Source organism: Microbacterium sp., from assembly GCF_047972865.1.
GTDB lineage: Bacteria > Actinomycetota > Actinomycetes > Actinomycetales > Microbacteriaceae > Microbacterium.
The window spans coordinates 1-12,150 of record NZ_JBKEAY010000099.1 but is presented as its reverse complement, the minus strand read 5'-3'; the positions used below and the strand labels follow the sequence as shown (position 1 = coordinate 12,150).

Annotated in this window: 10 protein-coding genes; all 10 read left to right on the top strand. The window is 68.9% G+C overall.

Annotated features, from left to right (window positions below; all coding sequences use genetic code 11):
- The coding region (locus ACK5KK_RS06280; protein WP_416889235.1) for a tRNA lysidine(34) synthetase at positions 1–698 on the top strand (698 nt) is incomplete at its 5' end.
- Positions 699–830: 132 nt separating this feature from the next.
- Positions 831–1,184, top strand: coding sequence for an STAS domain-containing protein (locus tag ACK5KK_RS06275; protein ID WP_416889234.1), 354 nt, complete (start codon positions 831–833; stop codon positions 1,182–1,184).
- A complete protein-coding gene (locus tag ACK5KK_RS06270) occupies positions 1,181–4,378 on the top strand; it encodes a hypothetical protein (RefSeq protein WP_416889233.1) in 3,198 nt (1,065 codons plus the stop codon). The genes ACK5KK_RS06275 and ACK5KK_RS06270 overlap by 4 nt, the downstream gene beginning before the upstream one ends.
- Positions 4,375–5,559, top strand: a complete 1,185-nt coding sequence (locus ACK5KK_RS06265) for a polysaccharide pyruvyl transferase family protein (protein WP_416889232.1) — start codon at positions 4,375–4,377, stop codon at positions 5,557–5,559. Before ACK5KK_RS06270 ends, ACK5KK_RS06265 begins: the two co-directional genes overlap by 4 nt.
- On the top strand, positions 5,556–6,809 hold the full coding sequence (locus ACK5KK_RS06260; RefSeq protein WP_416889231.1) for an oligosaccharide flippase family protein: 1,254 nt from the start codon (positions 5,556–5,558) through the stop codon (positions 6,807–6,809). Before ACK5KK_RS06265 ends, ACK5KK_RS06260 begins: the two co-directional genes overlap by 4 nt.
- A gap of 39 nt (positions 6,810–6,848) precedes the next feature.
- The gene (locus ACK5KK_RS06255) at positions 6,849–7,613 is read left to right on the top strand and encodes a dolichyl-phosphate beta-glucosyltransferase (RefSeq protein ID WP_416889230.1); all 765 of its coding nucleotides are present in this window, start codon (positions 6,849–6,851) and stop codon (positions 7,611–7,613) included.
- Positions 7,606–8,814: a glycosyltransferase gene (locus ACK5KK_RS06250; RefSeq protein WP_416889229.1), complete on the top strand. Its 1,209-nt coding sequence runs from the start codon at positions 7,606–7,608 to the stop codon at positions 8,812–8,814. Before ACK5KK_RS06255 ends, ACK5KK_RS06250 begins: the two co-directional genes overlap by 8 nt.
- A gap of 29 nt (positions 8,815–8,843) precedes the next feature.
- Positions 8,844–9,401, top strand: a complete 558-nt coding sequence (locus ACK5KK_RS06245; protein ID WP_416889228.1) for a response regulator — start codon at positions 8,844–8,846, stop codon at positions 9,399–9,401.
- A gap of 2 nt (positions 9,402–9,403) precedes the next feature.
- Positions 9,404–11,470, top strand: coding sequence for an ATP-binding protein (locus ACK5KK_RS06240; protein ID WP_416889227.1), 2,067 nt, complete (start codon positions 9,404–9,406; stop codon positions 11,468–11,470).
- Between the two features lie 10 nt (positions 11,471–11,480).
- The gene (hpt, locus tag ACK5KK_RS06235; RefSeq protein ID WP_416889226.1) at positions 11,481–12,032 is read left to right on the top strand and encodes a hypoxanthine phosphoribosyltransferase; all 552 of its coding nucleotides are present in this window, start codon (positions 11,481–11,483) and stop codon (positions 12,030–12,032) included.
- Positions 12,033–12,150: the final 118 nt, after the last annotated feature.

The following is a 12,150-nucleotide window of genomic DNA, read 5'->3' as shown; positions in this document are numbered from 1 at the left end:
CCGCCCGCCGTGCCGCCCTGGCGACGGCCGCCGCCGAGTGCGGCGCCCGCGACATCCTGCTGGCGCACACCCTCGACGATCAGGCCGAGACCGTCCTGCTGGGCCTCGCACGTGGATCGGGCGCAGCGAGCCTCGCGGGCATGGCCCCCGTCCGCGACGCCGACCAGACGGGGGACGAGCGCGGCGACACCGCGGCCGTGCGCTGGATCCGTCCGCTGCTGACGGTGCGACGCGACACGACCCGCGCCGCCTGCGAGGCGGCCGGCCTCACCCCTTGGCACGACCCGCACAACGACGACCCGGCGTACGCGCGGGTGCGCGCGCGCCGCCGGGTGCTCCCGGTGCTGGAAGCCGAGCTCGGCCCCGGCATCGCCGAGGCCTTGGCCCGCACTGCGGAACAACTGCGCGAGGACGCCACTGCCTTCGACGCGATGGTCGATGAGACCGTCGCTGACATCGTCGAGCACACCGAGGCGGGGATCGCGGTCTCGGCGGTGGCCCTCGCCGCCAACCCCGCCGCGCTGCGGCACCGAATCATTCGCCACGTGGTCGCCAGCGAGTTCCATGTCAGCCTGTCGCGCACGCAGACCCTCGCCGTGTCGCGCCTGGTCACCGATTGGACGGGCCAGGGGCCCATCGACCTGCCGGGATGCCGGGCTTCTCGCGCGGGCGGGCGTATCGCTTTCACCGCCGTGTAAAAGACCGTTCGGTCGCTGCGACATATATATCGCGCTGATGTGATCGAACGCTCGCCTAATCACTATAAAGCGCTATACAGTTAATCCTGGGTCGACGAGAAGGCCTCGTCGAAAACCGTGGAAGGCACCACCATGGAACTCAACATCACAGAAACGCAGAACGCGTTGTATGTATCGGTATCCGGCCGTTTCGATGTACATACCACCGGCCAGTTCGCGCGCGAGGTGATTGCCCGAGTCGCCGATGGACATCCCCAACTGTTCATCGACCTCGCCGATGTTGACTTCATGGACTCGAGTGCCCTCGCGGCGCTCGTCCGCAGCCTGATGCGGACGATGGAGGTCGGCGGTTCCCTGACCGTCACCCGCCTGTCAGATGCAGCGCGCATCGCGCTGGAGCTGTCGCGGCTCGACCTGGTGCTCACCGGGCCGATTCCGGCAGTCACCCCGCCCCCCGCAATGAACGCGATCGCGTTCGCTGCATGACAGGACCTCGGCCGTTGTGGGTGAACCCGACACCCGCAACGGCCGAGGGCGCGGGCGGACACACCCGCGCACAACGGGGCCGCGAACGCAGGATCGCTCGCCGCATCACCTGGGTCGTCACCGGCGTCTTCTTCGCCGCGGCCCTCATCGTCTTCCGTGACGTCCTCGTCGCCATTCCCGCGATCCTCCGCGGCGAGGAGGTCATCTCGGGCGACGAACTCGTGCCGTTCTTCAACGTGCACAGCCAGTTGCTCGATCAGGCCGCCGGATGGTTCAACGACCTCACCAACGGCTATGAGTTCCGCGTGCGGTACGCGTTCCTCACCACCTGGCTGCGCTACTTCACGGTGCTGCCGTTCGCCCTGCTGCTGGTGATCCCGGCAGTCTTCACTCTCGTCTACCGCGCCGTCACGTGGTTCATCACCGACGTGTTCCGCACGCTATCGCCGGTCACCGTTGCGGTGACGACGGCGTTTCCGGTTGCGCTGCTCTACCTCATCGTGACGTACGCCAAGATCACCCACTTCTACACCCTGCTGCTGGGCCTGGCGATGATGACGGTCGCCGTGCTGTTCACGGTGCACGCCGTTCTTTTCGCGCGCGGCCGCTGGGTGCGTCGGCTCGTCGCGGCCTGCCTGCTCATCCTGTTCAATCCGGCGGTGCACTACCTCATCTTGTTCGCGGTGTTCTTCGTCGTCGCCGCCACCACCCTGCTGGCCGGCGAGATCGTACGGTGGATCCGCACCGGCGGACCGGCACGGATGCCGGGGTGGCTGCACCGCATCCGGAGTGCCCTGGTCGCGCCCGCTCGCCGTGCGCGGCTGCGTCGCGCCGCGCACCGGTGGGGTCAGACCGTCGTCGGCCGCGGTGTGGTCGCCGGGCTCCTGCTGCTGTTCGTCGTACTCATCCCCTACCAGCTGTTCGTCACCTTCGTCGCACTGCGAGGGGTGGAGAACCTTGCCGAGACCGTTCCCGGCGACTACTACTTCATCCGCGATGCCTCGGTGTCGTGGCTGCACATGCTCAGCTGGGACCTCGCCGGGATCATGGACAAGATCCTCTTCGGTGACTACCTCGCCAAGATGCCCCGATTCACCAATATCCTCTATTCGCTGCTGTTCTTCGCGCCGCTGCTGCTGCCGCCGATCCGGCGGGCGCTCTTGACCACGCGGGCGCACCGCCAGCTGTTCGGCGTGGTCTTGGTCGTGGCGCTGTTCGCCATGTGGGCGACGATCGGATACGCCGAGCCCACCTGGTTTCCCACCTTTCACCGCACCCTGGCGGCGCTGACCAGAGCCGTGTACGACACCCACAGTGCCCTCGGCGACCTCGCACTCACGGTCTCGTCGACCGTCGTGCAGGTGCTGCGATTCCCGCACCGTTTCCAACTGCTCCTGTTCGTCCTCGCCCCGCTCGTCATGTCGCTCGCCCTGGCGTGGGCCGTCGATGCCCTCGGCCGACGCCTGCGAGCCTCCGTGCGGCACGAACTCAGGCCCCGCGACCGTGCGGTGGTGCAGACGGCGGCCGCCGCGATGCTCGTGACGCTCTTCTTCGTCCCGTTCTGGTCGAACCCCAACTACCGTCTCGTGTTCGGCAGCGGAAACTTCGGCACGTTCGCCGCGCCCTACCCGACCGCCGACCTCGCCGACCTCAAGACCCACCTCACGGCACTGCCGCAGGGCAAGACGGTCGTCCTGCCGCCCACCGAGACCGCCAAGCTCACCACCGACGACAACGGGATCGATCACAAGTTCATCGACAAGTTCTTCATCTATTACCTCGACCAGCCGAGCTTCTACTACGGACTGACCGGCGACGGCTACAACAAGTACGCCTTCTTCCTCATCCTGCGGGGCATCTACTACCAGCAGGACTGGTGGATCAACCAGGTGCGCGACATCGGCATCCGCTACATCGTCGTCAACAAACGTCTGCGCGACAACAAGGGCGTGGGCGTGGAATACCTGCCCGATGTCGAGTCGTACACCGTCCCGGCCATGCAGCGGCAGGTGACGCTGGGGCACCTGCGGCAAGCGTACGAGAACGACACGTTCGTGCTCTACGAAATGGTCGACCGTGCCCCCGCCGATCGCCCCCCGCTGATCATCGACACCACCTGGAATGGCTACCTCGACCTGGTGTGGAACCGGCTCGACCTCACCCGCTGCTACGACTTCCAGCACCTCCCGTTCCTCTCCGAGGCCGACGCGGCGCGAGCGGATGCCGTCGTGTACACGAACGACCCGGTCCGCGCCACCGTCGACCTGTGGGCGGAGCAGCACCGCGACGCGTTCTTCGCACCAAGCCCGAAGATCCTGCCGTTCAACCCCGACCTGGTGTCGTCGAACTACTACCTCTCGCCGATGTTCCGTGAGTTCCTGCTGTTCTCCAACACCAAATGGAACCGCACCGAGATGATCACGCCCGGTGTCTTCGCAACGCTCGACGGATCGTTCGTCGCCGCACCGCACGCCACGGAGGTCACCGTGCCGATCAGCCTGCCCCGGGACGGGCGATACCATCTGCTCCTGCGCGGGGCAGCCACCGTCAACACCGTCACCGTCGACGACAGCGGGCTCGATCTGCACGCCGACGTCGAGCTGCGCGGCTCGGCCGATGCGATGCAGTACTACAGCGCCGACACCGTTTACACGCCCCATCGCACGGCGCTCGACCTCGGTGGGAGCTCGGCGGCGAGCGTCGGGGCGAGTCTGGATGCCGGCGTGGTTCCCGTCAGCGGTGGCGACGAATACTACGACCTGGGTGTCGTGTCGGGCACGGCCGGTCGCACCCAACTGACCATCACCAAGAAGGACGACAACCAACTCCTCATGGAAGGCGTGCTGGTGATCCCCGAGTCGGACTACCGGGCGGACGCGACCGACAGCCGCATCGTCACGTCGCCGAGCGAACTGAGCTGCACCGACACCTCGGACGTGCAGGGAACCGACAGCCCCGGGTACGTCGACCCGGCCGCGAACGGGCCGCACCGTGACCTCAGCGACGAGGAACTGCTCACCCTCGCCGCGGCGGGCGTGTCGGGTCTGGAGCCTGGGGCGATCGGTGCCAGCGGGTCGACGTGGACCGTGTGGGGGCTGGGCGCGATCGCGCTACTCGTGGCCGGACTCGCCGTCCGGGCACACCTGCGTCCCCGACGCGACGACCTCGCCCCCGCAACACAGGAGTGGAAATGACCACCGCCGACCCCCGACCGCGGGTCCTCTTCCTCGGCACTCACGGCCAGCACAACATCGGCGACGAACTGCTGCTGGAGACGTTCCTGCACCAGCTCGGGACCGACATCGCATACACCGTCAACAGCTACGACCCGGCGTTCACCGAGCGTCAGCTCGCGGGACGATTCGATGTGACCGTGATCGACACCGCGCGCGACCGGCTGTCGCTGTGGCGGCGTCTGGCCACGACGGATGCCGTTGTCTTCGGCGGCGGGTCCATCGTCAAGGAGCTGTACGCAACGATCGGCCGCAACCGGTACGCCACGCTGCTGATGCTGCTGGCGGTCGTGGTCGCCGCCCGCGTACGACGGGTGCCGATCGCCATGCTGAACATCGGCGTCGGGCCGATAGCGAGCACCGCCGGCCGGTTCCTCGCCGCCCGCATCCTGCGCCGGGTGCAGCTGCTCACGGTGCGTGACGCGGAGTCGGGTGCGCTGTGCGCGCGACTCGGCGTCGCGGCCCGTGTGACCGCGGACGCGGTGTTCGGCGCCGACCCCGCGCTGCTGCGCGGCGACCGGCTGCCGCCGCGGGTGCACGGCCCGCGGGTCCCCGTGGCACTGAACCTCAACTACGACATTGCCAACCCCGACAACTGGGAGCACTTTCAGAGCGCGCTGGCAGTGGCATTGGACCGCGTGAACTCGCGCCAGCCGATCGAGATCCATGCCCTGCCGATGCAGTCCGAGGGCAAGGCCCACGACGACGCTGCCGCGCTGGCCGCGTTCGCCGCGCGTGTGCCGGGTGTACCGTTCGTGATGCACCGCCCGGTCGACCACCGTGAGGTGGCCGCCATCGTCGCGCGGTGCGATCTGGTGATCGCCGAACGCTTCCATGCCATCGTGCTGGCCGCGATGCTGGGTGTGCCAGTGTTCGCGCTGGCCTACGACGTCAAAGTCACCTCTTTGGTGACGGCCCTGCAGCTCGGCCGCAGCGCCGTCGACATCAACGGCCCGCTCGATGCGGGGACCCTCGGGGAGGCACTGTTCTGTACCCTGATGGAGCGACGCACGCGTCGCAGCGCGATGAACGCGGCCGCCTGTGTGCTGGCGATGCGCGCTCGCGCCGACGCCGGCCTCGCCCGGGGCTGGCTCCGTGCAGTCGTCCCGCTCCGCCGGGCCGAAGCCGCGGTGACCCCATGAGGTCTCCCGCCGCCCCGCGTTCGGGCCTCCTGGCAGGCAGCGCCGTCCTCGGCCTCGCCACGATCGTTGTCAGCGCTGGCAACTGGCTGCTCCACGTCGTGCTCACCCGGCTGCTCACCCCGGCACAGTTCGGCGACGCGACGCTCGCGATGACCGTCGTGCTGCTGGCGGCGCTCGTGGCCGCCACACTGCAGCTGGCGGCGTCGAAGGCCGTGGCGACTCATCCGGAGGCGATCGACGGCATCCGTCGCCTCCTGGTGCGCTCCGCGTGGATCTGCGGGGGAGTGATCGCCGTGGGGATGTCGGCCACCGCGGCGGCCCTGTCGGCGGCGCTGTCGGTCTCGACTCCCTGGATGTTCGTTGTCTTGGGGGCGGGGCTCCCGGTGTACTTCGTGCAGGCGGTGGAGCGCGGCGTGGCCCTCGGCGACGTGCGCTACCTGCGGTTGGCCGCCTCGTACGTGGCGGAGGCGGTCGCCCGCCTTGCGGCGGTGCTCGCCCTCACCGTCGCCGGTGCCGGGCCGGTGGGGGTCGCTGTGGGCATCGCGGTGGGGTTCGTGGCGGCCGCCCTCGTGGCGCGTGCGCCACGGCGCCGCGACGGCGCGCGGCGCCGTGGCCCGGGCGCCGCGCCGTCGTGGCCGACGCTGCGGGCGGCGTTGCTGGGGTCGTCGGTGCTGCTGTGCGCACAAGTGCTCATCAACAACGCCGACATCGTGGTGGCCAAGGCGCGGTTCGACCCCGAGGTGGCGGGGGTCTATGCCGCGGGCGCGGTGGCGGGGCGGCTGGTGTTCTTCCTGTCGTGGGCGGTGGTGCAGGCGGCGGTGCCCCAGGCCGCCCGCTCCGGGGCGGACGACAACGCGCGTCGCCGCGCGTTCTGGCAGGCGACGGCGATCACCGCCGCGCTCGGCCTGGCGGCCACCGGCGGGGCGGTTCTGCTGGGCCGACCACTCATCGTCGCGGTGTTCGGTGCGTCGTACGCGGGTGCCGCAGACATCCTCGTTCCCTACACCGCGGCGTCGGCGCTGTTCGCAGTGACGAACCTGTGGGCGTCGTGGGATGTCGCCTGCGGGCGGCACCGGGGACCCATCGTGCTGTTGGCAGGCGCGGCGTTGCAGGTCGCACTCATGGTGGTGCTCGGTGCCGACCCGGTGACGCTCGCGAACCTGCAGGTGATCGCGATGGCCGTCACCGTGACCGTGATCGCGGTCACCGGTCGTTTCGCTGGCGCCAGAAGAAAAAACGCTATAAAATAATATAAAGATAAAGACTCCTGACCCGACCGGAGGACTCCCATGTACGAGCGCTACCTGCACTGGCGTGACCGGCAGATCGTCGGCGACATCGACCTGACCGTCGTCCTGCCGACCTACAACGAAGCGCGGCGGGTCGTGCCGACGATCGCGGCCTTCGCGGCCTGCCTCTCCGAGACGGAGCTGGATTGGGAGCTCATCGTCGCCGACGACGGGTCGACCGACGCGACGCGAGAGATCGTCCGGCAACTCGGCCACGCGAACATCTGGGTGAGTCCGGCGCCGCGCAACGCGGGGAAGGGGGATGCGGTGCGCCGCGGGCTCACCGCCGCACGCGGCGCGGCGGTGCTGTTCGCCGATGCCGACAACGCGACCCCCGCCGCCGAGATCCACGCCCTGCTCGCCGAGCTGAGCCAGGGCGCCGACATCGTGATCGGGTCGCGAGCCGCCGCCGGTGCCGACGTGCGCCATCGCTCGCCCCTGCGCCGCCTCATGACGGCGGGCCTGCGCACCGTGGTGCGAGTGGGGCTCGGTCTCGGGGTGCGCGACACGCAGTGCGGATTCAAGCTGTTCACCGCCGAGGCCGCGCACCGCATCGCCGCGGCCCAGACCATCCCCGGCTTCGCGTTCGATCTCGAAGAGCTCTACCTCGCGCGCCGGTTCGGCTACCGCGTCGTCGAAGTGCCGGTGACGTGGTTCGACGCGCCCGGATCGACGGTCTCGCCGATCGCCGAGGCCGCCCGGTTCGTGCGGTCGATCATCCGCATTCGCTGGAACGGGATGCGCGGGGTGTACCGGTATGCGTGAGACGACGGTCGCCGTGGTCACCGCCCTCAGCCCCAGCGCCACGACGCTCGCCGAGTACGGTCTGCACTTTCTGCGTGCACTCGGTCGGCGGCGCGGCATCCGGGTGATCGCCCTCGTCGAAGACCTCGACTTGGACTACCCCGACATCGACGGGGTCGAGATCGTGCGGTGCTGGCGGTTCGACTCACCGGCCACCCCGGTGCGGATCCTGCGGGCGGCGCGTCACCGTCGCGCCGACGTCGTCCTCATCAACGCGCACTTCACCAGCTTCGGCTCGTCGAAGGTAGCCGCGGCGCTCGGGCTGTGCAGCCCGGCGCTGCTGCGGGCGGCGGGTATCCCGGTGGTCACGCTCCTGCACAACCTCGTCGACACCGTCGACCTCGGTGCGGCTGGATTCGGCGGTTCGCCGCTGCGGGAGCGTCTGCTGCGCGCGGCCGGCCGGCTCGTCACGCGCATCGTGCTGCGCTCGACGCTGGTCACCACGACCATGCCGGGCTACGTCGACATCCTCCGCCAACGCTACGGTGCCCGTAACGTCGCCTGGACGCCCCACGGGACCTTCGACGCACCGATGCCGCCGTGCGCTTCGCCCACCGTGCCGGTCGTGCTGGCGTTCGGCAAATTCGGCACCTACAAGCGGGTGGAGGGCCTGATCGCGGCGGTGCGCAGTCTCGGGCGCCCCGACGTGACGGTCGTGGTCGCCGGTACCGACAGCCCGAACGCAACCGGCTACCTGGCCGATGTGGAGCGGCGCATGGGCGGATCCGATGTCGAGTTCACCGGCTACGTGGCGGAGGACGATGTCGAGCGACTGTTCCGCGGGGCCCGACTGACGGTGTTCCCCTACGAGGCCACCACCGGAAGCTCGGGTGTCTTGCACCAGGCCGCCGGATTCGGCTGCGCTCCGGTGGTGCCGCGCGTCGGCGACCTGGAGCGCCTCGTCGCGGATGAGGGTTTGACCGGGGTCTTCTTCGAGCCGGGTGACGTCGACGACATGGCTCGGGCGATCACACGGCTGCTCGATGACGAATCCGAGCGGGCGCGGATCGTGCAGCACAACTACGACGCCGCGGTCGGGCTGACGATGGACATGGTGATGGACCTCTTTCTCGTGCACCTCGCCGAGGCAGCCACCGGCGACCCGCGCGCGCTGCTGTCGTCGGTGGTCGAGTGGCAGCCGACCGCAGTGCTCTGGCCGTGAAAATTCATAGCGCACTGTATAGTTAGGTCATGCTCTCCACCCCCGAACTCGTTGCGCGCATTCGTGCGGTGACCGGAGATACCCAGGAAGGGCTGGCGCGACGGCTGGGAGTGTCGTACCCGACGATCAACTCCTGGGAACGCGGCCGCAGCGAGCCTCACGCGCGGCGACGACGGGAACTCGAGGAACTGGCGGAGTCGCTCGACATCCGTTCCGAGCTGTCCGTGCTCGTCATCGACGACGACCCCGTCACCGCCGAGATCGTGCGTGCCGCGGCGGTCGACGTCGACGCCTCGGTCGCGGTCTCGTCCGCCCTTGACGGGTGGGAAGGTCTCGTCGTGTGCGGCGCACTCAAACCCCGCCTGCTGTTTCTTGACGTCATGATGCCCGGTCTGGACGGGCTGGAGGTGGCGCGGCGGCTGCCGTCCATCGAGGGGCTGGATGCGATGGAGATCGTCTTCGTGACGGCCTCGGGTAGCACCACGGTGCTGGAGCGCGCCGCGGCGCTGGGGAACGGGGTGCTCACAAAGCCACTCGAGCTCGACCAGCTCGCCGGGGTCATGCGCACCGCGCTCAACGGCGGCTGACGATGACACAGCCCGCGACCGCCCTGCTCGGTGACATCGTCGCCGGACTCGATGTCGCGGTCTACCGGACGACCGTCGAAGGCCGCTTCGTCGCCGCCAACGACGCCATGGTACGACTGGTCGGAGCGACCTCCTTCGACCAGCTGCGCCAGGTCAACGCCCGTGATCTGTATGGTGACCCGACCCGGCGCGATTACCTGCTGTCGCGCGTGCTGAACGGCGACACGCTGCCTGCGGAGCGGATCGAACTGCGCACGTTCGACGGCCGTACCATCTGGGTTCGTGTGCGCTCGCGATCCGTGCGCGATGACGACGGCGAGGTGCTGTACTTCGAGGGCGCCATGGAGGATGTCTCCGACCTGAACCGCGCCGACCTCGAGCTGAACCGGTCCCATTCGCTGCTGAGCACCGTCACCGCGATGCAGAATCGCTATCTCGCCGGGGGCGACCTCGCGGCGCTGTTCCAAGAGGTGCTCGACGCACTGATGACCACGATGCGCGCGCAGCACGGCATCATTGCCGACCTCCGCGACACCGACCGCGGCCGGATTCTGCGCAGCTGGGCGACGTCGCGTTTCCGCTGGGATGCGCGCCAACGGCAGTCGACCCTGCCGGGCGGTCGCGTCGCGTGTGAGATCCCGACTTCGGGAAACCCGCTCGGACGCGTGCTCGAGACCGCCGGCCCCGTGCTCTCGAACAACCCCGACGACCCCGGAGCGGCGGTGCCCGAGACCGCCGGCGACCTGCGCAACGTCGTGGCCGTTCCGATCACGCGCGGCGGCGCGGTGGTCGGGGTGATCGCGCTGGCAAATCGGCGCGGCGACTTCGAGGACTGGGCGATCGACTACCTCGGCCCGGTGGCTGCGGCCGTCGGCAGCCTCATTGCCGCTGCCACGGCTGAGCGGGACCGCGAGAACGCAGAACGGCGCGAGCGCGACATCGTCGACTTCGCGCGCAGCATCGTCCAGCGCGCCGCCGACGCCATCATCATCGTGGACGACACCGGCGAACTCGTCGACGCCAACCACGCCGCCGCGAGACTTTTCGAGACGACGGTGGAAGAGCTCATCGGCTCCGAACTGCGGCAGTTGATTCCGCAGGGCGCCGGACGCGGGTACCGGGAGCGGGCGCTTGAGGCGCTCGACTCGGAGCACTCGATCGAAGTCGACGTGCGCACCCGGGCCGGGAACGCCCGCGAACTGGAGATCACGTTCGCGCGCGCTGAACTGGAAGGCAGCGAAGCCACTGCGATCATCGGCCGCGATATCGGTGCACGCAAGGAGTTCGAGAGGGCACTGCTGGCCGCGCGAGACGCCGCGGAGGCCGCTGCGCGTCAGAAGGATGACCTGCTGGCGGGCATGAGCCACGAACTGCGCACCCCGCTCAACGCCGTCATCGGACTGGCCGCGATCCTGGGTCGCGGCATCTACGGGCCGCTCACCGACAAGCAGGCCGAGTACGTGGCCCAGATCGAGTCCGGCGGGCGCCACCTGCTGGGCATCATCGGCGACATCCTCGATGCGGCCAAGTCGGCCTCGGATGCCCGCATCGCTCCGCGCCTGGCGAACATCGAAGTGCCCGCCCTCGTAGTCGCGGCCCTCGACGCCATCGGCGCGCTGGCATCCGAACGTGCCCTCTCGGTGGAACTCGACGTCCCCGAGGGGCTGCCGACGGTGTGGGTCGACGAGCGGCGCACCGTGCAGATGCTCATCAACCTGCTCGGGAACGCGGTGAAGTTCACGGGGGCCGGGGGGCGCATCGGCATCCGCGCCGACAGCGACGACGACGTCGTCGCTGTCACTGTGTGGGACACCGGAGTGGGGATCGCACCGCACCAGCAGGCGGCCATCTTCGAGCCGTTCGTGCAGGTGGACAGTTCGCTGGCCAAACACCACGGCGGCACCGGCCTCGGGCTCACCCTCACCCGCCGCATCGCGCGAGCGCAGGGCGGGGACGTCACCGTCGAGAGCACGCCGGGGGAGGGCTCGCGCTTCACGGTGACACTACCGGTGCGCGCCGCCGGCATCGGCGATGTTGACGCCGCTCCCGCGGAGGTAGACGCCCCGTAGAATCATCGACATGCGCGCGGCCGACATCGCAGATCAACTCACCGAGGTTCTGGTGACCGAGGAACAGATCCACGAGAAGCTCGACGACCTGGCTGCGCGGGTCGACGCGGACTACCGCGGCAAGGATCTGCTGCTGGTGGGCGTGCTCAAAGGGGCGGTCATGGTGATGGCTGACTTCGCCCGTCGCCTGCCGGGCCAGGTCGAGATGGACTGGATGGCGGTGTCCTCCTACGGCGTGGGCACCAAATCCAGCGGGGTCGTGCAGATCCGCAAGGACCTCGACACCGACCTCACCGGTCAGCATGTGCTCATCGTCGAGGACATCATCGACTCCGGGCTGACGCTCAGCTGGCTGCTGGAGAACTTCGCCTCCCGTGGCGCCGAGTCGGTCGAAGTGCTGGCGCTGCTGCGCAAACCGGATGCGGCAAAAGTTGTTGTTGACTGCCGTTACGTGGGTTTCGACATCCCCAACGACTTCGTCGTCGGCTACGGACTCGACTTCTCCGAACGCTATCGGAACCTGCGCGACGTCGCGGTGCTGGCCCGCCACGTCTACGCCTGACAGGCCACCGGATACGCCGTGGGCGAATGCACAGACGCCCCATAGGCGCCGCGAGGTAGCCTGATCAGACCATGAATGTCAAGAAGGTCACCCGCAACCCGTTCGTGTACGTGTTGCT

Excerpts from the sequence above, each read along its gene's own strand:
- ACK5KK_RS06275 (WP_416889234.1), top strand. The coding sequence starts at position 831 with ATGGAACTCAACATCACAGAAACGCAGAACGCGTTGTATGTATCGGTA.
- ACK5KK_RS06270 (WP_416889233.1), top strand. The coding sequence starts at position 1,181 with ATGACAGGACCTCGGCCGTTGTGGGTGAACCCGACACCCGCAACGGCC.
- ACK5KK_RS06265 (WP_416889232.1), top strand. The coding sequence starts at position 4,375 with ATGACCACCGCCGACCCCCGACCGCGGGTCCTCTTCCTCGGCACTCAC.
- ACK5KK_RS06260 (WP_416889231.1), top strand. The coding sequence starts at position 5,556 with ATGAGGTCTCCCGCCGCCCCGCGTTCGGGCCTCCTGGCAGGCAGCGCC.
- ACK5KK_RS06255 (WP_416889230.1), top strand. The coding sequence starts at position 6,849 with ATGTACGAGCGCTACCTGCACTGGCGTGACCGGCAGATCGTCGGCGAC.
- ACK5KK_RS06250 (WP_416889229.1), top strand. The coding sequence starts at position 7,606 with ATGCGTGAGACGACGGTCGCCGTGGTCACCGCCCTCAGCCCCAGCGCC.
- ACK5KK_RS06245 (WP_416889228.1), top strand. The coding sequence starts at position 8,844 with ATGCTCTCCACCCCCGAACTCGTTGCGCGCATTCGTGCGGTGACCGGA.
- ACK5KK_RS06240 (WP_416889227.1), top strand. The coding sequence starts at position 9,404 with ATGACACAGCCCGCGACCGCCCTGCTCGGTGACATCGTCGCCGGACTC.
- hpt (WP_416889226.1), top strand. The coding sequence starts at position 11,481 with ATGCGCGCGGCCGACATCGCAGATCAACTCACCGAGGTTCTGGTGACC.